This is a genomic window from Streptomyces sp. NPDC046759 (assembly GCF_040645475.1).
Lineage (GTDB): Bacteria > Actinomycetota > Actinomycetes > Streptomycetales > Streptomycetaceae > Streptomyces.
Genome location: NZ_JBEYYJ010000019.1, coordinates 33,451 through 53,978 on the forward strand (window position 1 = coordinate 33,451; position 20,528 = coordinate 53,978).

General features: G+C 72.5%; 15 protein-coding genes and 1 pseudogene. 10 read left to right on the top strand and 6 right to left on the bottom strand.

What is annotated here, in order from left to right; translation table 11 throughout:
* Positions 1-27: 27 nt before the first annotated feature.
* Complete coding sequence (locus ABZ919_RS24520; protein WP_361251549.1) at positions 28-915, top strand: hypothetical protein; 888 nt, start codon at positions 28-30, stop codon at positions 913-915.
* 60 nt (positions 916-975) lie between these two features.
* Complete coding sequence (locus tag ABZ919_RS24525; protein WP_361251552.1) at positions 976-1,458, top strand: MarR family transcriptional regulator; 483 nt, start codon at positions 976-978, stop codon at positions 1,456-1,458.
* A 10-nt stretch (positions 1,459-1,468) separates the two neighbouring features.
* Here the strand turns inward: ABZ919_RS24525 and ABZ919_RS24530 are convergent, their stop codons facing one another.
* Complete coding sequence (locus ABZ919_RS24530; protein WP_361251555.1) at positions 1,469-2,080, bottom strand: TetR/AcrR family transcriptional regulator; 612 nt, start codon at positions 2,078-2,080, stop codon at positions 1,469-1,471.
* A gap of 23 nt (positions 2,081-2,103) precedes the next feature.
* On the bottom strand, positions 2,104-2,829 hold the full coding sequence (locus ABZ919_RS24535) for a VWA domain-containing protein (protein WP_361251557.1): 726 nt from the start codon (positions 2,827-2,829) through the stop codon (positions 2,104-2,106).
* A gap of 140 nt (positions 2,830-2,969) precedes the next feature.
* Here ABZ919_RS24535 and ABZ919_RS24540 point away from each other — a divergent pair, with 140 nt between their 5' ends.
* Positions 2,970-3,836: a rhomboid family intramembrane serine protease gene (locus ABZ919_RS24540; protein ID WP_361251560.1), complete on the top strand. Its 867-nt coding sequence runs from the start codon at positions 2,970-2,972 to the stop codon at positions 3,834-3,836.
* 114 nt (positions 3,837-3,950) lie between these two features.
* Here ABZ919_RS24540 and ABZ919_RS24545 read toward each other — a convergent pair whose 3' ends face one another.
* The 3 genes from ABZ919_RS24545 to ABZ919_RS24555 all read right to left on the bottom strand — a co-directional run bounded on the left by ABZ919_RS24545 (position 3,951) and on the right by ABZ919_RS24555 (position 11,216).
* The gene (locus ABZ919_RS24545) at positions 3,951-5,414 is read right to left on the bottom strand and encodes a glutamate synthase subunit beta (RefSeq protein ID WP_361251563.1); all 1,464 of its coding nucleotides are present in this window, start codon (positions 5,412-5,414) and stop codon (positions 3,951-3,953) included.
* Positions 5,407-9,999: a glutamate synthase large subunit gene (gene gltB / locus ABZ919_RS24550; RefSeq protein ID WP_361251566.1), complete on the bottom strand. Its 4,593-nt coding sequence runs from the start codon at positions 9,997-9,999 to the stop codon at positions 5,407-5,409. Before gltB ends, ABZ919_RS24545 begins: the two co-directional genes overlap by 8 nt.
* Positions 10,000-10,484: 485 nt before the next feature.
* Positions 10,485-11,216, bottom strand: a complete 732-nt coding sequence (locus ABZ919_RS24555) for a VIT1/CCC1 transporter family protein (RefSeq protein WP_361251569.1) — start codon at positions 11,214-11,216, stop codon at positions 10,485-10,487.
* A gap of 272 nt (positions 11,217-11,488) precedes the next feature.
* Here ABZ919_RS24555 and ABZ919_RS24560 point away from each other — a divergent pair.
* From ABZ919_RS24560 to ABZ919_RS24590, 7 genes and pseudogenes are all read left to right on the top strand, one after another.
* Positions 11,489-12,496, top strand: a pseudogene (locus tag ABZ919_RS24560) (ADP-ribosylglycohydrolase family protein); the annotation flags it as partial.
* Positions 12,388-13,806, top strand: a complete 1,419-nt coding sequence (locus ABZ919_RS24565; protein WP_361251889.1) for an ADP-ribosylglycohydrolase family protein — start codon at positions 12,388-12,390, stop codon at positions 13,804-13,806. The pseudogene ABZ919_RS24560 and the gene ABZ919_RS24565, both read left to right, overlap by 109 nt.
* A gap of 8 nt (positions 13,807-13,814) precedes the next feature.
* Positions 13,815-15,026, top strand: coding sequence for an ADP-ribosylglycohydrolase family protein (locus tag ABZ919_RS24570; protein ID WP_361251572.1), 1,212 nt, complete (start codon positions 13,815-13,817; stop codon positions 15,024-15,026).
* A complete protein-coding gene (locus tag ABZ919_RS24575; RefSeq protein WP_361251575.1) occupies positions 15,014-16,462 on the top strand; it encodes an ADP-ribosylglycohydrolase family protein in 1,449 nt (482 codons plus the stop codon). The genes ABZ919_RS24570 and ABZ919_RS24575 overlap by 13 nt, the downstream gene beginning before the upstream one ends.
* The gene (gene rbsK / locus ABZ919_RS24580; RefSeq protein ID WP_361251578.1) at positions 16,459-17,352 is read left to right on the top strand and encodes a ribokinase; all 894 of its coding nucleotides are present in this window, start codon (positions 16,459-16,461) and stop codon (positions 17,350-17,352) included. The genes ABZ919_RS24575 and rbsK overlap by 4 nt, the downstream gene beginning before the upstream one ends.
* Entirely contained in the window at positions 17,349-18,545 is a 1,197-nt protein-coding gene (locus ABZ919_RS24585) for a CoA transferase (RefSeq protein WP_361251581.1), read from the top strand. The genes rbsK and ABZ919_RS24585 overlap by 4 nt, the downstream gene beginning before the upstream one ends.
* The gene (locus ABZ919_RS24590; RefSeq protein ID WP_361251584.1) at positions 18,542-19,354 is read left to right on the top strand and encodes a CoA ester lyase; all 813 of its coding nucleotides are present in this window, start codon (positions 18,542-18,544) and stop codon (positions 19,352-19,354) included. Before ABZ919_RS24585 ends, ABZ919_RS24590 begins: the two co-directional genes overlap by 4 nt.
* Positions 19,355-19,414: 60 nt before the next feature.
* Here ABZ919_RS24590 and lgt read toward each other — a convergent pair whose 3' ends face one another.
* Complete coding sequence (lgt, locus tag ABZ919_RS24595) at positions 19,415-20,452, bottom strand: prolipoprotein diacylglyceryl transferase (RefSeq protein ID WP_361251587.1); 1,038 nt, start codon at positions 20,450-20,452, stop codon at positions 19,415-19,417.
* Positions 20,453-20,528 lie beyond the last annotated feature (76 nt).

Sequence of the window (20,528 nt, forward strand, 5' to 3'; positions counted from 1 at the left end):
GAGTTCCGGCGTCTTTGGGGGTGCGGCGTGGCGAACGGCGGACCGGTCCAGCACGGCTATCCACACCTGGAGACGGTGCGGGCCGCCATCACCGCGCTGTACAAGCGCCTGTCCTACGCCACCGTCCAGACGTTCTCGGCCAGCCTCGCGCCCGCCGACGTGGCCTTCTGCGACACCGACGATCTGCATCTGGGCGCGCAGCGGGTGGCCCGCGAGCTCGTGCGGCACTTCCGGCTGCCGGACGCACGGCTGATCGTCGGCTTCCGGGAGATGACCCACGCGGCGAACGTGGAACTGGCGGCGGGCCCCGAGTACTTCGTGGAGCTGAACGACCGTTTCCGCACGCACCGCCGGGACATCGGTGCGGCGCTCGCCCACGAGGTGGCGCACGTCTATCTGCACCGCCTGGACCTCTCCTTCCCGACGACGGCGGAGAACGAGATCCTCACGGACACGGTGACGACCTATCTGGGCGCGGGCTGGCTGCTGCTGGACGCCTTCCGGGAGGACGGGGTCTCCTCCCAGAAGCTGGGCTATCTGACCCCGGAGGAGTTCGGTTACGTCCTCGCCAAGCGGGCGCTGCTCTTCCACGAGGACCCCTCGGTGTGGTTCACCAGCCCGCAGGCCTACGAGGCGTATGTGCGGGGGAGGACCCAGGCCCGGCGGGACGAGCAGCAGCCGCCGCTGACCGGGGCGGGCTGGGCGGGCCGGCGCCGCTACGCCCACGACCGCCGGCACGCGCCCTCGGTCGCGCCGGGGCCGTCCGCGCCCTACGCCTTCACCCCCGACCCCGTCGGCCACCTGCGCGTGTCCTTCCCCTGCCCCACCTGTCACCAGCGGATCCGGGTACCGGTCAAGGGGCGGGTACGGGCGCGGTGCGGGCTGTGCCGGACGGTGCTGGAGTGCGACACCTGAGTGGAGCGCCAGGCATGAGTCCTCGGTCGGACCGGACGGACTTGTTGTTAGCGTGGGCGCATGGCCAAGGCGGACGAGAAGCCCGACGAGACGGCACGGTCACGGACGCTGCGGCAGCTCATGGAGGTGAGCCGGGTCCACAGCGGGGTAGCGGTCATGTTCCACTCGGCCGTCGCCGCCAGGCAGGGGCTGAACGCGACAGAGGAGAAGACCCTCGACCTCCTGCAGCGGCACGGCCCACTGACCGCGAAGGACCTCGCCGAGCTGACCGGGCTCGCCCCCGCCTCCGTCACCGGTCTGCTCGACCGGCTGGAGACCAAGGGTTTCGTGCACAGGGCCAGGCACCCGACGGACAGGCGCCGGGTGCTGGTCGAACTGAACCGGGACAAGCTCGCCGAACTCGCCGAACTCTTCGAGGACTGGGCGCGGGACGTCGTCGAGGCCTGCGAGGAGTTCAGCACCGACGAGCTGCGGACCGTCATCCGCTTCCTGTCCGTCATGAGCGAGCGCGGGCGCGCCGCGGCGGCCCGCCTGACCGGCTGAACGCGGGCGCCTACGCGCGCACGGCGATCCCGTCCAGCACCATCGACAGGTACTGGCGTGCGATCTCCTCGGGGCTGTGCTGCCCGCCGGGCCGGTACCAGGAGGCGGCGACCCATACGGTGTCGCGCACGAAGCGGTAGGTGAGACGGACGTCGAGGTCGGCGCGGAAGACGTGCTCGGCGACTCCGCGTTCCAGCGTGCCGAGCCACGCCTTCTCGAACCGCGTCTGCGACTCCACGAGGAACGCGAACCGCTCCTGCGCGGCGAGCTGCCGGCTCTCCTTCTGGTAGATCGCGACCGCCGCGCGGTGCCGGTCGATCTCCCGGAAGGACTCGGTGACGAGCGCCTCCAGTGTCTCGCGGGCCCCGAGTCCGGAGCCGAGGACGGTGTCGTAGCCGTCCCACAGCTCGTCGAGGAAGGTCCGCAGGATCTCCTCGAGCATCGACTCCTTGGAGTCGAAGTGGTAGTACAGGCTGCCCGCGAGCATCCCGGCGTGATCGGCGATCCGGCGGACGGTGGTGGCGTTGTACCCGAGCTCGGCGAACACCTCGGCAGCGGTGCTGAGCAGTTCGCCGCGCCGGGCCGCCGCCGCGGTCACCCGGGGCTTCTTGTTGGTCGACACGGACCCATTGTTTCAAACGTTTGTTAGGGGAACGGCACGATGCCCGCGGCACGTGCCGCCGCCAGCCACTGCGGGAACTCGCCGACGAGCCGGTCGTACAGCTCGGTGTCCGAGACGCGCCGCGGGTCCGGGCCGAGGTGGAAGAAACCGGCGTTGTCCACCATCCGCTTCTCCGGTACGGCCAGCTCGTCCAGCTTGCGCAGGAACTCGAACTGCCGGCTGCCGGGGTCGCCGAAGCCGACGAACTGCCAGAACAGCGGCAGCCGAGCCGCCTTGCACAGATGGCGTTCGGCGGCGAACTTGTCGGCCGGGCCGCCGTCGGTCTGGAAGACGACCAGGGCGGGGTCGGTGGCACCGCTGTCCAGGTAGTGGTCGATGACCGCGTCCATCGCCAGGTGATAGCTGGTCCTGCCCATGTGCCCGAGCCCCGCCACGATCCGCTCGATGCTGCCCCGGTGGCTGTCGAGGGCGATGTCGGTGACCGCGTCGACGTCCGTGGAGAAGAACACCACCGGCACCCGGCCGTCGTCGTCCAGATGCGCGGACAGGCCCAGCACCCGGTCGGCGAGCGTCTGCACGCTGCCGTCCCTGTAGTACGGCTTCATCGAGCCGGAGTGGTCGACGACCAGGTAGACCGCGGCGCGCAGGCCGTCCAGGCCGTGCTTGAGGAGCGACACCCCCGCCGACCTGTAGGCGCCGGCGAGCGCCGGTGCGGTCCGCTCCACCTTGCTGAGACTGATCGCGGCCATGGCCCCCCTCGATTGTCCGGGGCGAGCCTACGTGATCGGCAACCCCGGTTCTCCCTCCCGTCACATCAGTTCGCTAGTTTGTTCGCCGCCGACCCCACCGGCTTCTTCCTGTAGCCCTTCTCTCCTTCGAGGAGCCGGCCGTGGCCGCCGATTCCGTCATCACCACCTGCTTCCGTCACCCGCGGGTGGAGTCCCATGTCCGCTGCACCCGCTGCGACCGCTACATCTGCCCGTCCTGCATGCGCGAGGCCGCCGTCGGCCACCAGTGCGTGGAGTGCGTGAAGGAGGGGGCGCGGACGATCCGCCGGGCCCGCACCGCGTTCGGCGGCCGGATCGGCACGGTCCCGCTGGTGACGTACGTGCTCGTCGGGCTCAACGTGCTCGCCTATCTCGCCGAGCTGGCCCGGCCGTCGGCCGAGGACCGCTTCGCCATGCTCGGCACCGTGCCCGCGGGGTACCTGCCGGAGGGCGTCGCGCACGGCGAGTGGTACCGGATGCTGACCGGCGCCTTCCTCCATCTGACGCCCGGCGAGGGCACGTTCGGCCTCACGCACGTCCTGTTCAACATGCTGGCGCTGTGGAACATCGGCCGGGTGGTCGAGGCGCAGCTGGGCAGGGTCCGCTACCTCGCCCTGTATCTGCTGTCGGCGCTGGGCGGCTCGGTGCTGGTGCTGCTGCTCGCCCCCACGGCCTTCACGGTCGGCGCGTCCGGCGCGATCTTCGGTCTGGGCGCCGCGTACTGGGTCATGGGCCGCCGCCTCGGCCACGACATGCGGGCCGTCAACCAGTACATGGCCGGGCTGCTGCTGTGGATGGTGGTCTCCGCCTGGGCGACCTCCTGGCAGGCCCACCTCGGCGGCCTGCTCACGGGCGCGGTGGTCGCGCTGGCCTACGCCTACGCACCCCGGGACGGCCGGCGCACGCTGGTCCAGGCGGGGGTGTGCGTCGCGCTGCTGGCGCTGCTGCTGGCGCTGACCTGGGTGAAGGTGTCGTCGCTGACGAGCTGAGCAGCAACTGTGCACGCAAAGGTGACGGCGCCTGCCCGGGTCCGGTCGGGGACTTGCCGGGCAGGCGCCGTCAGTGTTCCGCACGCCGTTGTACGGGACGTTTCTCGAGTGCCGTCAGACCGCCAGGGCGCGGTCGGTCGGGCGGATCGGGGCCGGCAGGTCGCTGGCACCGGTCAGGAACCGGTCGACACCGCGGGCGGCCGAGCGGCCCTCCGCGATCGCCCACACGATGAGGGACTGGCCGCGGCCGGCGTCACCGGCGACGAACACACCCGGCACGTTGGTCTGGAAGTCGGCGTCGCGGGCGATGTTACCGCGTTCGTCGAGGTCCAGGCCGAACTGCTCGACCAGCCCGTTCTCCCGGTCAGTGCCGGTGAAGCCCATGGCGAGGGTGACCAGCTGGGCCGGGATCCTGCGCTCGGTGCCCGGCTTGGAGGTCAGCTTGCCGTCGACGAACTCCACTTCGGCCAGGTGCAGCCACTGCACGTTGCCGTCCTCGTCGCCCTCGAAGTGAGTGGTGGAGGCGGAGTAGATCCGCTCGCCGCCCTCCTCGTGGGCCGAGGTGACCTTGTACAGGAGCGGGAAGGTCGGCCAGGGCTGGTGGGCCGGATGCCGCTCGTCGTTCGGGCGGGGCATGATCTCCAGCTGGGTGACGGAGGCCGCGCCCTGCCGGTGGGCGGTGCCCACGCAGTCCGCGCCGGTGTCACCGCCGCCGATGACGACGACGTGCTTGCCCTCGGCCGAGATCGGGGCGGTGACGTAGTCACCCTCCTGGACCTTGTTCGCCAGGGGCAGGTACTCCATCGCCTGGTGGATGCCCTTGAGCTCGCGGCCCGGCACCGGCAGGTCGCGGGCCATGGTCGCACCGGCGGCGATCACGATCGCGTCGTAGCGCTTCTTCAGGTCGCGGGCGTTGATGTCGCGGCCGACCTCGACGCCGGTGCGGAAGCGGGTGCCCTCCGCGCGCATCTGCTCGATACGGCGGTTGATGTGCCGCTTCTCCATCTTGAACTCGGGGATGCCGTACCGGAGGAGACCTCCGATGCGGTCCGCGCGCTCGTAGACGGCGACGGTGTGACCGGCCCGGGTCAGCTGCTGCGCGGCGGCGAGACCCGACGGGCCGGAGCCGATGACCGCGACCGTCTTGCCGGACAGGCGCTCGGGGATCTGCGGGGCGACGTCCCCGGTCTCCCACGCCTTGTCGATGATCGAGACCTCGACGTTCTTGATGGTGACCGGCGGCTGGTTGATGCCCAGCACGCACGCCGACTCACAGGGGGCCGGGCACAGGCGACCGGTGAACTCCGGGAAGTTGTTGGTCGCGTGCAGGCGCTCCTGGGCGGCCGCCCAGTCCTCCCGGTAGGCGTAGTCGTTCCACTCCGGGATCAGGTTCCCCAGCGGACAGCCGTTGTGGCAGAACGGGATGCCGCAGTCCATGCACCGGCTGGCCTGCTTGCTGATGATCGGCAGCAGGGAGCCGGGGACGTAGACCTCGTTCCAGTCCCTGACGCGCTCACCGACGGGACGGGTCTTGGCGACCTCGCGGCCGTGGTTCAGGAAGCCCTTCGGGTCAGCCATTGATCGCCGCCTCCATCATCTTCTCGGTGATCTCGGTCTCGGTCAGACCGGCTCGCTCGGCGGCTTCCTTGGCGGCGAGCACTGCCTTGTACGTGCTGGGGATGATCTTGCTGAACCGCTCCACGGCCGCGTCCCAGTCGGCGAGCAGCTTCTCGGCGACCGTCGAGCCGGTCTCCTCGGCGTGGCGGCGCACCACGTCGTGCAGCCACTGCCTGTCCGCCTCGTCCAGCGCCTCGATGGAGTCGGCGTTGCCGGCGTTGACGTTGTCGCGGTCGAGGTCGATGACGTAGGCGATACCGCCGGACATGCCCGCCGCGAAGTTGCGGCCGGTCGGGCCGAGGACGACCGCGTGACCGCCGGTCATGTACTCGCAGCCGTGGTCGCCCACGCCCTCGGAGACGACCAGCGCGCCGGAGTTGCGGACGCAGAACCGCTCACCGGTACGGCCGCGCAGGAACAGCTCGCCGCCGGTGGCGCCGTAGCCGATGGTGTTGCCCGCGATGGTCGAGTACTCGGCGAGGTGGTCGGCGGACCGGTCCGGACGGACGACGATCCGGCCGCCGGACAGGCCCTTGCCGACGTAGTCGTTGGCGTCGCCCTCCAGGCGCAGCGTGACACCGCGCGGCAGGAACGCGCCGAACGACTGGCCGGCCGAACCCGTGAAGGTGATGTCGATGGTGTCCTCGGGCAGGCCCGCACCACCGAACTTCTTCGTCACCTCGTGGCCGAGCATGGTGCCGACCGTGCGGTTGATGTTGCGGATGGCCACCTGGGCGCGCACCGGCTGGGCCTCGGTCGCGTCGTTCGCGGCCAGGGCGTCGGCGGCGAGCTTGATCAGCTCGTTGTCCAAGGCCTTCTCCAGGCCGTGGTCCTGCGCGATCAGCTGGTGGCGGACGGCGCCCTCGGGCAGGTCCGGCACGTGGAACAGCGGCTCCAGGTTCAGGCCCTGGGCCTTCCAGTGGTTCACGGCGCGCTCGACGTCCAGCGCCTCGGCGTGGCCGACGGCCTCCTCGATGGAGCGGAAGCCCAGCTCGGCCAGCAGCTCGCGGACCTCCTCGGCGATGAACCGGAAGAAGTTCACCACGTACTCGGCCTTGCCGGCGAAGCGGTCGCGCAGGACCGGGTTCTGGGTGGCGATGCCGACCGGGCAGGTGTCCAGGTGGCAGACGCGCATCATCACACAGCCGGAGACGACGAGCGGAGCGGTCGCGAAACCGAACTCCTCGGCGCCGAGCAGGGCGGCGATGACCACGTCACGGCCGGTCTTCAGCTGACCGTCGGTCTGCACGACGATCCGGTCCCGCAGGCCGTTGAGCAGCAGGGTCTGCTGGGTCTCGGCGAGGCCGAGCTCCCAGGGGCCGCCCGCGTGCTTGAGGGACGTCAGCGGGGAGGCACCGGTACCACCGTCGTGGCCGGAGATCAGGACCACGTCCGCGTGCGCCTTGGACACACCGGCCGCGACCGTGCCGACGCCGACCTCCGACACCAGCTTCACGTGGATGCGCGCGGCCGGGTTGGCGTTCTTGAGGTCGTGGATCAGCTGGGCCAGGTCCTCGATGGAGTAGATGTCGTGGTGCGGCGGCGGCGAGATCAGGCCGACGCCCGGCGTCGAGTGACGCGTCTTGGCGACCCACGGGTAGACCTTGTGGCCGGGCAGCTGGCCGCCCTCGCCGGGCTTGGCGCCCTGGGCCATCTTGATCTGGATGTCGTCCGCGTTGACCAGGTACTCGGAGGTCACGCCGAAGCGGCCGGAGGCGACCTGCTTGATGGCGGACCGGCGCGCCGGGTCGTACAGGCGCTCCGGGTCCTCGCCGCCCTCACCGGTGTTGGACTTGCCGCCCAGCTGGTTCATGGCGATGGCGAGGGTCTCGTGCGCCTCCTTGGAGATGGAGCCGTACGACATGGCGCCCGTCGAGAACCGCTTGACGATCTCGCTCACCGGCTCGACCTCGTCGATGGAGATCGGCTGCCGGTCGGACTTGAAGCCGAACAGGCCGCGCAGCGTCATCAGGCGCTCGGACTGCTCGTTCACGCGGGAGGTGTACTTCTTGAAGATGTCGTAGCGGCCCGTGCGCGTGGAGTGCTGGAGGCGGAAGACCGTGTCCGGGTCGAACAGGTGCGGCTCGCCCTCGCGGCGCCACTGGTACTCGCCGCCGATCTCCAGCGCGCGGTGCGCCGGGGCGATGCCGGAGGCCGGGTACGCCTTGGCGTGGCGGGCGGCGACCTCCTCGGCGATGACGTCGATGCCGACGCCGCCGATCTTGGTGGCGGTGCCGTTGAAGTACTTCTCGACGAAGGCCTCGTCCAGGCCGACGGCCTCGAAGACCTGGGCGCCGCGGTAGGAGGCGACGGTGGAGATGCCCATCTTCGACATGACCTTCAGGACGCCCTTGCCGAGCGCGTAGATCAGGTTCTTGATGGCCTTCTCCGGCTCCAGGCCGCTGAGGAAGGTGCCGGCGCGCAGCAGGTCCTCGACCGACTCCATCGCCAGGTACGGGTTGACGGCGGCCGCGCCGAACCCGATGAGCAGGGCGACGTGGTGGACCTCGCGGACGTCGCCGGCCTCGACCAGCAGGCCCACGTGGGTGCGCTGCTTGGTGCGGATGAGGTGGTGGTGGACGGCCGCGGTGAGCAGCAGCGACGGGATCGGCGCGTGCTCGGCGTCGGAGTGGCGGTCCGACAGGACGATCAGGCGGGCGCCGTTGTCGATGGCGGCGTCGGCCTCGGCGCAGATCTCCTCGATGCGCGCGGCGAGGGAGTCGCCGCCGCCGGAGACCCGGTAGAGGCCGGAGAGGGTCGCGGCCTTGAAGCCGGGCATGTCGCCGTCGGCGTTGATGTGGATGAGCTTGGCCAGCTCGTCGTTGTCGATGACCGGGAAGGGCAGCACGACGGACCGGCAGGAGGCGGCGGTCGGGTCGAGCAGGTTGCCCTGCGGGCCGAGCGACGAACGCAGGGAGGTGACCAGCTCCTCGCGGATCGCGTCCAGCGGCGGGTTGGTGACCTGCGCGAACAGCTGGGTGAAGTAGTCGAACAGCAGCCGCGGGCGCTCGGAGAGGGCCGCGATGGGCGAGTCCGTGCCCATGGAGCCGATCGGCTCGGCGCCGGCCTTGGCCATCGGCGCCAGGATGATGCGCAGCTCCTCCTCGGTGTAGCCGAAGGTCTGCTGGCGGCGGGTGACCGAGGCGTGGGTGTGGACGATGTGCTCGCGCTCGGGCAGGTCGCCCAGCTCGATCTCGCCGGCCTCCAGCCATTCGGCGTACGGCTGCTCGGCGGCGAGGGCCGACTTGATCTCGTCGTCCTCGATGATGCGGTGCTCGGCGGTGTCGACGAGGAACATCTTGCCGGGCTGCAGACGGCCCTTGCGGACGACCCTGGCCGGGTCGATGTCGAGGACGCCGACCTCGGAGCCGAGGACGACGAGGCCGTCGTCGGTGACCCAGTAGCGGCCGGGGCGCAGACCGTTGCGGTCGAGCACGGCGCCGACCTGGGTGCCGTCGGTGAAGGTGACGCAGGCCGGGCCGTCCCAGGGCTCCATCATCGTGGAGTGGAACTGGTAGAAGGCGCGCCGGGCCGGGTCCATGGAGTCGTGGTTCTCCCACGCCTCGGGGATCATCATCAGCACGGAGTGCGGCAGCGAACGACCGCCCAGGTGCAGCAGCTCCAGGACCTCGTCGAAGGAGGCGGAGTCGGAGGCGTCCGGCGTGCAGACCGGGAAGATCCGGTCGAGCTCGCGGTCGCCGAAGAGGTCGGAGACCAGCTGGGACTCGCGGGCGACCATCCAGTTGCGGTTGCCCTTGACGGTGTTGATCTCACCGTTGTGCGCGACGAACCGGTACGGGTGGGCGAGCGGCCACGACGGGAAGGTGTTCGTGGAGAACCGGGAGTGCACGAGCGCGATCGCGGAGGCGAAGCGGCGGTCGGACAGGTCCGGGAAGAAGGGCTCCAGCTGGCCGGTGGTCAGCATGCCCTTGTAGACGATGGTGCGCGCGGAGAGCGACGGGAAGTAGACACCGGCCTCGCGCTCGGCGCGCTTGCGCAGCACGAACGCCTTGCGGTCCAGCGCGATGCCCTCGCTGGCGCCCTCGGCGACGAAGAGCTGCCGGAAGACCGGCATGGTGGAACGGGCGGTGGCCCCGAGCAGTTCGGGTGCGACCGGGACCTCACGCCAGCCGAGGACGTTCAGCCCCTCCTCACCGGCGATCGTCTCGATCTGTGAGACGACCTCGGCGGTCCCCTCCGCGGGCAGGAAGGCGATGCCGGCGGCGTACGCCCCGGCCGCCGGCAGCTCGAATCCGGCCACCTCACGGAAGAAGGCGTCGGGCACCTGGGAGAGGATGCCGGCGCCGTCGCCCGAGTCGGGCTCGGAGCCGGTGGCGCCGCGGTGCTCCAGGTTGCGCAGCACGGTGAGTGCCTGCTCGACCAGGGTGTGGGACGCCTCGCCGGTGAGGGTGGCGACGAAACCGACGCCACAGGCGTCGTGTTCGTTGCGGGGGTCGTACATACCCTGCGCAGCAGGGCGAGCATCCATGAACGACCAGTTCTGGCCATTCGCGGAATGCTGGGACGGCTGGCGCGGCGTACGCATCGGCTCTCCCGTCGTCGTCATGAGGCATGTGGCAGGTGCCGAGGGACGACGTTGGCCCTCTGCGTGAGATCAAAATTTCGTGCAGGTTACATGATGGGGCGGTTCTCGGGAAGCGGATAGACCGTTCCAACATGCGGACGCCACGGGCTCCGTGGCGTCGGTGCCGCCCATGGGCGGCGGGGGGTGCCGCACGGTGGCGACGGGGGTGCCGCGCAGGGCGACGGGGACCGCGCGTGGCGGCCTGGGGTGCCGCGCGGTGACGGCGCACGTATGAAGGGGGACCGTACGGACGAGATCGGTCGGATCCGGCGTCCGGCGGCCCGATAAGGGGGCGGGGGGAGCGTCTTCACTCATCCCGCGGGGGTGCGTCGGGCGTCGTTGCCCGCGGCGCTTACGGCTCATGCCCGGTGGTCACGCGGTCGAAACCAGCGAGTAACGGGTGATGGCGGCTACTTATGCGGCCCGATGCATAAGTACCAGTGTAGCTATCCTACGGCCGTTCCGAACAGGGTGCCCAGGGCGTACGTCACACCGGCCGCGGCGCCGCCCAGGGCGAGCTGCCTGAGGCCGCTGTACCACCAGCTGCGCGCGGTCACCTTGGCCACGACGGCACCGCAGGCGAAGAGCCCGGCGAGGGCGAACAGCACGGCGGGCCACAGCACGGTCGCGCCGAGCAGATACGGCAGCAGGGGCAACAGGGCACCGAGGGCGAAGGACCCGAAGGAGGAGACGGCGGCGACGAGCGGCGAGGGCAGGTCACCGGGGTCGATGCCCAGTTCCTCCCGGGCGTGGATCTCCAGGGCCTGCTCGGGATCCTTGGACAGCTGGCGCGCGACCTCCCGGGCCAGGTCCGGCTCCACGCCGCGGGCGACGTACAGCGCGGCGAGCTCGTCCTCCTCGTCCTGCGGGTGCTTGCGCAGCTCACGGCGCTCGACATCGAGCTCGGCCTCGACCAGCTCCCGCTGGGAGGCGACCGAGGTGTACTCGCCGGCCGCCATGGAGAAGGCGCCGGCGGCGAGCCCCGCGAGTCCGGTGATGACAATGGTCTGGTGGCTCACGGAACCGCCGGCCACACCGGTCATCAGGGCGAGGTTGGAAACGAGTCCGTCCATGGCGCCGAAGACGGCGGGGCGCAGCCAGCCGCCGTTGACATCGCGGTGCGTGTGGTTGTCACGGTGCGCCTCGTGCAGCGCGGCCTGGGTCTCGATGATCGCCACGTGGGGCCCCCGGATAGCTTAGCCAAAGCTAACTTTGGACGAGTTCTACTTTTCGACGGTAGAGAACCTACGCCCCTTCCCCTGTTTCCGCCAGCAAGGAAAGGCTGGGCTTACCTGCGCCTTTACCTGACTTTGCTCATCCGTGCATGATCTTGCTCAGATGGCAAGCGGGTGACTCGGTGCTCACGGAGGCTCGCGCCGCCGCCCACCGTGGCACACATCCGCAAAGCGTCTCGTGGTCCCCCTCGGGGGCCCGCTGAAGGAGGCCGCCCATGGCGTCGATCGCCTGCACTTCCCCGGTCCCGACGCCCGACGGCCCCGCCGGACTCCATGACAGGGCCCGAGGCGCGCTGCTCGGCCTGGCCGTCGGGGACGCGCTGGGAGCACCCGCGGAGAATCTCAGACCGTCCGAGATCCGCGCCCGCTGGGGCCGCATCACCGGGTACGTCGAAAACAACCCCTCCGGCACGGACGACACGGAGTACGCGATCTTCTCCGGCCTCCTGCTGGCCCGGCACGGCTCGGCGCTCACTCCCGCCCATGTGGAGGCGGCCTGGCTCCAGTGGATCGCCGACCGCGCGGAGGGGCCCTTCCGGGGCGCGGGCTTCAGCGAGCGCGGCACCCTGGAGAACCTGCGCCGTGGCCTCGCCGCGCCCATCTCGGCCCAGCACCGGCACGCCTGGAGCGACGGCCTGGCGATGCGGGCCGCCCCGTTCGGCGTCTTCGCGTGCGGCCGCCCCGCCGAAGCGGCCCGGCTGGCGGCGATCGACGGCTCGATCAGCCACGAGGGCGAGGGGATCTACGGTGGCCAGGCGGTCGCGGCCGGGGTCGCGGCGGCGATGGCCGGCGCCCGGGTTCCGGTGGTGATCGCCTCCGCCCTGGCGGCGATCCCCGAGGACTCCTGGACGGCCCGCTCCCTGCGCCGTGCGGTCGCCGTGGCCCACCGCGGCGAGCGCGCGGTCCGCTCCGCGGTCGTCATCGGCGGCTATCCCTGGACCGACCTGGCGCCCGAGGCGGTCGCCCTCGCCTTCGGCGCGTACGCGGCGGCCGACGGCGACTTCCGGGAGGCCGTCCTGACGGCCGTCAACATGGGCCGCGACGCGGACACGACGGCGGCGGTGGCCGGCGCCCTGGCCGGCGCGACGCAGGGCCTCGCCGCGATCCCACCCGACTGGGCCGCGGCCATCGGCCCGGCCCGGGGGCGCTGCCTGCCCTCCATGGCCGGCCACCACGTCCTGGACATCGCCGAGCTGCTGGTCCCCGAGGAGGGCGGGAAGTGGGGGGCGGGGGTGATCCTCCCGGGACTGCTGCCGCCCGTGCCATGCCCGGAGCCGCCCCCTCCCCTTCCTCCCCCTCCTCTCCCGCCCACCGCCCGGCCGGCCGGACACCTCACACCCCTCACGCCCGCCTCCGGCGAAAGCGGACCCCGGGATCGGAACCCCCTCGTCGGTGCGGACAGGGAGGGCCGGCCATGAAACCCCGCCGGATCGAGGGCCTCCTGCTCGGCCTCGCCGCGGGCGACGCCGCCGGCTGGCCCGCCGCACGCCACCGCGCCGCCCGCATGCCCGAATGGACCCGCCGCCTCACCCGCGAACTGGACACCTTCGCCGAACAGAACGCGACCACCACGCTGCCCGTGCCGATCGCCCTCAACCAGCCCCCCGGGCCCCTCCGCCTCGGCCCCTCCGACGACGCCGAGTGGGCGGCCTTCGCCGCGGAGGCCGTGCTGCGCGCCGGCGACGACGACGCCCTGGGCGACCTCAGCCGGGAGCGCCGTACCCGCGCCGCCATCGACCTCACCTGGACCGCCGTGGCCGCGGAGGTCGCCGCCGCGGCGGACCGCGCACCCGAGATCGAGTCCGCCGTGCTCCCCCTGCGCGCCCGCATCTCCGTCCGCGCCGGTCTCGGCAACCTCGCCACCGGCCTGCGCCCGCCCGCCACCGGCCACGACAACCCGCACTACTTCGACGACGCCGCCTGCGTCCGCGCCTGCGTCCTCGCCGTCGCCCATCCCGGCGACCCCGAACGCGCCGCCGCCCTCGCCGAGTTCGACGCCCGCTACACCCAGGACGGCGACGGTGTGCACGGCGCCCGGGCCATGGCCGCGGCCCTCGCACTCGCCCTCGCCGACGCCGGCACGGACACCTGTGTGACCGCCGCCCTCGCCGAACTCCCGGCCGACACGGAGATCGGCCGCAACGCCCGCCACGCGCTCGCCCTCACCCGGGACAGCGACTCCGCCTTCGCCCTGGTCCCGCTCCTGGAGCACCAGATCGTCGACCACGTCTACAGCTACGGCATCGCCGCCGCCGAGACCGTCCCGGTCGCCCTCGCCCTGGCCACCGCGGCCGGCGGCCGTATCGCCGAGGCCGTGCCCGCCGCCGCCTGTCTGTCCCGGGTCGCCGACTCCGCACCCGCCCTCGCGGGCGCCCTCACCGGGGCCCTCGGCGGTGGCGCGGCCGTCCCGCAGACCTGGCGGGACGCCTGCCGCACCCTGTCCGGCTGCGCCCTGCCCCGTCTCACCGGCACCGACCTGGTGGAACTCGCCGGACTCCTGGAAGCCGCACAACCGGCCCGCCCAGGAGGATGATTCGGGGCATGACCCCCAAAGAGTCCAAAGGACTCAAAGAACCGGAAAACGATCCAGCTCCACACGCTGCCGCGCACACGCTCGACGAGCGGATCACCGGCGCCCTGGTCGGGGCCGCCGTCGGCGACGCCCTCGGCGGCCCGGTCGAGGGTTACGACCCCGACCGCATCGCCGAGCGCCACGGCGGCCGCATCCACGGCTTCGTCGGCCCCTGGGACGGCGACGCCTGGCGCACCGCCCGCCCCATCGCCCCGTACCACAAGGGCGACGGCCACGTCACCGACGACACCTTGATGACCCACGCGCTGATCCGGGTGTACGCCCGCGTCCGCGACCACCTCGACGCGTACGCCGTCGCCGAGCACCTGGTCCCGGACCTGATGACGAACCCGCGCTGGATCCCGGAGCTGGAGGCCGAGGCCCTGCCCCTGCACCGCCTCTTCCTCGCCGAGAAGTGGCTCGTGGCCCGGCTGGCCTACGGCCATGCCGACCCCCGGGAGGCGGGCGTCGGCAACATCGTCAACTGCGGTGCGGCGATGTACATGGCCCCGGTCGGCCTGGTCAACGCGGCCGACCCGGCCGCCGCCTACGCCGAGGCGCTGGACGTCGCCGGTGCGCACCAGTCGTCGTACGGCCGTGAGGCGGCCGGTGTCCTCGCCGCGGCCGTCGCCGCCGCCGCGACACCGGGCGCGACCCCGGACTCGGTCGTCGCCGCCTGTCTGTCCCTGGCGAAGGACGGCACACGCGAGGCCATCGAGAAGGTCTGCGAAGTGGCCGTGCGGCACCGGGATTTCGAGTCCGCGCTACGACCGCTGCGCGCGGCGGTGGCCCCGTACGACACCGTCGGTCCGGACTACCGCGCCCCCTCCCTGGCCGCCCGCCGCCCCTCCCGGCTGCATGCGATCGAGGAACTGCCCGTCGCACTCGGCATGCTGCTGGTGTCCGGCGGCGACTACCGGCACGCCGTGCTCGGCGCGGTCAATTACGGCCGCGACTGCGACTCGATCGCCACGATGGCCGGTGCCCTCGCGGGTGCCCTCGGCTCGCCCGTCCCCGAGGACTGGGCGAAGACGGTGGCGGAGGCCAGCCGACTGGACCTGTGGGAGCCCGCCCGCACGCTCGGCGAGGTCGCGCGCGAGGTCTTCCGGCGGGACGTACGCCGGCGACGGGCCCACGAGCGGGCGTTCACGGCTCTCGGAGGCGCCGCATGCTCCGACTGACCTGGGTCCAGCCGGAGGACCTGCTGGGCCACGAGCTCCGCCAGGCCCGGCTGGACGGGCGGGAACCGTCCCGGATCGAGGCGAGATGGCGGGCGGCGGGCGGCCTGGAAGCGCCGTCCCGCGCGGGAGCGTCCCCGCACCGGGCGTCCCGCTATCTGCGTCTCCTCGCGGAGGACCTGCTGGACGAACTGGCCGACCTCCCCAGTGCGCTGTCCGAGGACGAGCCGACGGACCTCGCCCGCATCAGGTCCCTGTGCGCCGACTGGCCGGTGCCTGCGAACTGCGGCGAACCGCCGTCACGCGGCGGCGGGCCGGACGTGGCCGTCCGCGCCCACGCGTCGGAGCCACGCGATCTCTCGCCGCGCGCCCCTTCGGAGCGATTCCCGGCCGCCCTCGAAGCCGCCTGGCTGGGCCGTGCCATCGGCTGTCTCCTCGGCAAGCCCGTCGAAAAGCTCCCCCTGGACGGCATCCGTGCCCTCGCCCGGGCGGCCGGGAACTGGCCCCTCACCGGCTACTTCACGGCACGCGGCGTCCCGGCGGACCTCCTCGCCGCCCATCCCTGGAACCGCCGCTCGGCCGCCACCTCCCTCGCCGAGAACATCGACGGCATGCCCGAGGACGACGACCTCGACCACCCCCTCCTCGACCTCCTTCTCCTCCAACGCCACGGCAGGGGCTTCACCACCGCGGACGTGGCGCGGCTCTGGCTGGACGAACTCCCGCCCGGCCGCACCTTCACCGCCGAACGCATCGCCTACCGCAATCTGCTCAGCGGCATCGAACCCCCGCACACGGCCCGCCACCGCAATCCCTTCCGCGAGTGGATCGGCGCCCTGATCCGCGCCGACGTGCACGGCTGGACGAATCCCGGTGACCCGGCCGCCGCCGCGGAGCAGGCGTACCGCGACGCGGTGCTCACCCACACCGCCAACGGCGTCTACGCGGCGATGTTCGCGGCCGCCGTCATCGCCACCGCCGCCACCGGCGAGCACGACGTCCACGCCTGCCTGAGCACCGGCCGCCGGGTGATCCCGCCCCGCTCCCGGCTCGCGCGGGCCGTCGACCACGCCGTCCGGCTGGCCGAGTCCTGCGAGGACTTCGACGACGTCGCGGACGAACTCCACGCCCGCTACTCCGCCGCCCACCACTGGGTGCACGCCATCCCCAACACCGCCCTGCTCGCGGCCGCCCTCACCCACGCGGACGGCGACTTCGGCGGCTCCATCGCCCGTGCGGTGGCGGGCGGTTGGGACACCGACTCGGTCGGCGCCACGGCCGGCAGCATCGCGGGGCTGCTCGCGGGCGATCCCGCCGCCCTGCCCGACCACTGGCGGGCCCCCCTGAAGAACCGGCTCGCCAGCACCGTCGCCGACTTCGACGGCACCGGCTTCGACACCCTCGCCCACCTCACCCACCTGGAGGCGACCCGCTCATGACCCACATCGTCGTCCTCGGCAGCACCAACATGGACCTCGTCACCTATGTCACGAAGGCCCCGCAGCGCGGCGAGACGGTGACGGGACGGGAGTTCCGTACGACCCCCGGCGGCAAGGGAGCCAACCAGGCGATCGCCGCGGCCCGCGCCGGTGCCACCGTCTCGATGATCGGCGCCGTCGGCAACGACGCCTTCGGCCTGCGGCTGCGCGACACCCTCGAGCACTCCGGTGTGGACACCGACTTCCTGCGCACGGTCGAGGGCCCGTCCGGCACCGCGCACATCGTGGTGGACGACGAGGGCGCCAACTCCATCGTCGTCATCCCCGGTGCGAACGGCACCGTGGACCACCTCTCCCCCGGCGACGAGGGGGTGATCGCCTCCGCCGACGCGCTGCTGCTGCAGCTGGAGATCCCGCTGGCCGCGGTCGTCGCGGGCGCCGAGGCGGCGCGCCGGCACGGGGTCCGTACGGTCCTCACCCCGTCGCCCGCCCAGCCGCTTCCGCCGGAACTCCTGGACACGACCGAGCTGTTGGTGGCCAACGAGTACGAGGCGGTCACCCTGACCGGCCGTACCGATCCGCGCGAGGCCGCCGCCGCCCTGCTGGACGTGGTGCCGGAGGTCGTCGTCACCCTCGGTGCGACGGGCAGCCTGTATCTGGCGCGGGGCACCGAGCCGCTGGTGATCCCGGCGCCGAGGGTGACCGCCGTCGACTCCACCGGCGCCGGGGACACCTTCGTCGGCGCGCTCGCGGTGGCCCTCGCCGAGGAGAAACCGGTACGGGAGGCCCTGTCCTGGGCGGCGGCCGCGGCGGCGATCTCGGTCCAGCGGGCCGGGGCGTCGACGTCGATGCCGTACCGCCCGGAGATCGACGCCCGGTTCACCGCATGAGCACGACGGCACCGCCCCTGTCCGGTCTGCGGGTGCTGGACCTGGCGACGCTGTTCGCGGGCCCGCTGGCCGCCACGCTGCTCGGCGACTTCGGCGCCGACGTCATCAAGGTCGAGCACCCGCGGCGGCCGGACCCGTCCCGCGGGCACGGCCCGGCCAGACGCGGCGTCGGCCTGTGGTGGAAGGTGCTCGGCCGCAACAAGCGGACCATCACCCTGGACCTGTCCACCTCCGGCGGCCGTGCCACCCTGCTCCGGCTCGCCGCAAGCGCCGACGTGGTGATCGAGAACTTCCGCCCCGGCACCCTGGAGAGGTGGGACCTCGGCTGGGAGGAGCTGTCCGCGGCCAATCCGCGGCTGGTCCTCACCCGCGTCACCGCCTTCGGCCAGTACGGCCCGTACGCGCACCGCGCCGGTTTCGGCACCCTCGCCGAGGCGATGAGCGGCTTCGCCGCCATCACCGGCGAGCCGGACGCGCCGCCGACGCTGCCGCCCTTCGGTCTCGCGGACTCGGTCGCGGGCCTGGCGACCGCCTACGCCGTGCTGACCGCGCTGGCCGCGCGAGAGCGCAGCGGCGCCGGGCAGGTCGTCGACATGGCGATCATCGAGCCTATCCTGGCGGTCCTCGGCCCGCACCCCACCTGGTACGACCAGCTGGGCCATGTGCAGCGACGCACCGGGAACCGCTCCGCGAACAACGCCCCGCGCAACACCTACCGCACCGCCGACGGCCTGTGGGTCGCCGTCTCCACCTCCGCGCAGTCGGTCGCGGAGCGGGTGATGCGTCTGGTGGGCCGCCCGGAGCTGACCGAGGAGCCGTGGTTCGCCACCGGCGCCGGCCGGGCCGCTCACGCCGACGTCCTGGACGCGGCGGTCGGCTCCTGGATCGCCGCCCGCACCCGCGGCGAGGTCCTCGAGGCGTTCGAGAAGGCGGAGGCCGCGGCGGCCCCCGTCCAGGACGTCCGCGACGTGCTGGCCGACCCCCAGTACCAGGCTCTGAACACGGTCACCACCGTCGACGACCCCGAACTGGGCCCGCTGCGCATGCAGAACGTGCTCTTCCGGCTCTCCTCCACCCCGGGCGCGATCCGCTGGGCCGGCCGTCCGCACGGCGCCGACACCGAGGCCGTGCTCACCGAGCTGGGTCTCACCCGGGCCGACATCGCCGCCCTGCGCACGGAGGGCGCACTGTGACCCGCGCCCCGCTCACCTGGCTCTACGTACCCGGCGACCGGCCGCACGTGGTGGCCAAGGCGCTGGTCGCGGGCGCGGACGTGGTGGTGATCGACCTGGAGGACGCCGTCGCCCCGGACCGGAAGGCGTACGCCCGCTCGGCCACCGCCGACCTTCTCAGCGCACGCCAGCCGGTCCCGGTGCACGTCCGCCTCAACGCCCCGGACAGCCCCTGGGCGGCCGACGACCTGGCCGCCCTGGCCACGCTGCCCGGCGTGTCGGGCCTGCGGCTGCCCAAGGTGAGCGCCCCGGAGCAGATCGCACGGGTCGCCGCGGCCGCCCCGCTGCCGCTGTACGCCCTGCTGGAGACGGCCCTCGCCATCGAGCGGGCCCACGCCATCGCCACCGCGCACCCCGCCCTGCGGGGCATCGCCCTCGGCGAGGCGGATCTGCGGGCCGACCTCGGGGTGCAGGCCGAGGCGGGCCTCGACTGGCCGCGCTCGCGGGTGATCGTCGCCGCCCGTGCGGCCGGTCTCGCGCCGCCGGCGCAGTCGGTCCACCCCGACATCCGCGATCTGGACGGCCTCGCCGCCTCCTGCGCCCACGGCCGCGCCCTCGGCTTCCTGGGCCGGGCGGCCATCCATCCCCGGCAGCTCCCGGTGATCGAACGGGCCTATCTGCCGACCCCGGCGGAGATCGAACACGCGGAGACGATCCTGAAGGCGGCCGCCGCGGAGGAGGGCGCCCAGGCCCTCCCCGACGGCCGGTTCGTCGACGCGGCGGTGGTCGCGACGGCCCGGCGGACGCTGTCGCTGGCACGCCGGAAGTGATCCGCAACGCGACGAGGGCGCCCGGAGGAACTCCGGGCGCCCTCGTCCTGCAGCCGGCGGTCAGCTCTTCTTCGTCGCCGACCCGGCCTCGTCCTTCGCCGCAACGGGACCCGGCTCGGCCTCGGCCCCGTCCTCGGCCTGCGGCTTGACCTCAGCCCTGTTCTCGCCCTTGTCCCCGGGCTCGTCCTCGGCCCTGTCCCCGGGCTCGTCCTCGGCCCTGTCCTCGCCCTTGTCCTCCGCCCCGGCGGCAGTGTCCGGCTCGTCGCCGCGCACTTCCTCGTGGGCGCCGGGCTCGACCACGGCTTCGCGACCTGGCCGCATCTTCGACGAGACCACCATGTACGTCACCGCCAGCAGGAACACGAGCAGCGCGGTCCAGTCGTTCAGGCGGAGCCCCAGGATGTGGTGCGCGTCGTCCACGCGCATGTACTCGATCCAGCCGCGGCCCACGCAGTACGCGGCGACGTACAGGGCGAACGCCCGGCCGTGGCCCAGCTTGAAACGGCGGTCGGCCCAGATGACCAGCAGGGCCACGCCGATGCACCACAGGGACTCGTACAGGAAGGTCGGGTGGTAGTAGCCCGGCACCCGGCCGCCCTCGGAGGAGGTGATGTGCAGGGCCCAGGGCACATGGGTCTCGCGGCCGTACAGCTCCTGGTTGAACCAGTTGCCCCAGCGGCCGATCGCCTGCGCGAAGGCGATGCCGGGCGCGACGGCGTCGGCGTACGCGGGCATCGGGATGCCCCGGCGCCGCGCACCGATCCACGCGCCGAGCGCGCCGAGCGCGATCGCGCCCCAGATGCCGAGGCCGCCCTGCCACACCTTGAAGGCGTCCACCCAGTCACGGCCCGGGCTGAAGTACAGCTCGTAGTCCGTGATCACGTGGTACAGCCGGCCGCCGACCAGGCCGAACGGCACAGCCCAGACCGCGATGTCGGCGACCGTGCCGGGCCGCCCGCCGCGAGCGATCCAGCGCTTGTTGCCGAGCCAGACGGCGACGAAGACGCCGATGATGATGCAGAAGGCGTAGCCGCGCAGCGGGATGGGGCCGAGATACAGCACCCCGCGCGACGGGCTGGGAATGTAGGCAAGTTCCATGGCAGGTCCGACGCTACCGTGCCGGGCCGTGGGGACGGCAAGCAGCCCGGCTACGGGTCCATAACGGGGGTGTGAG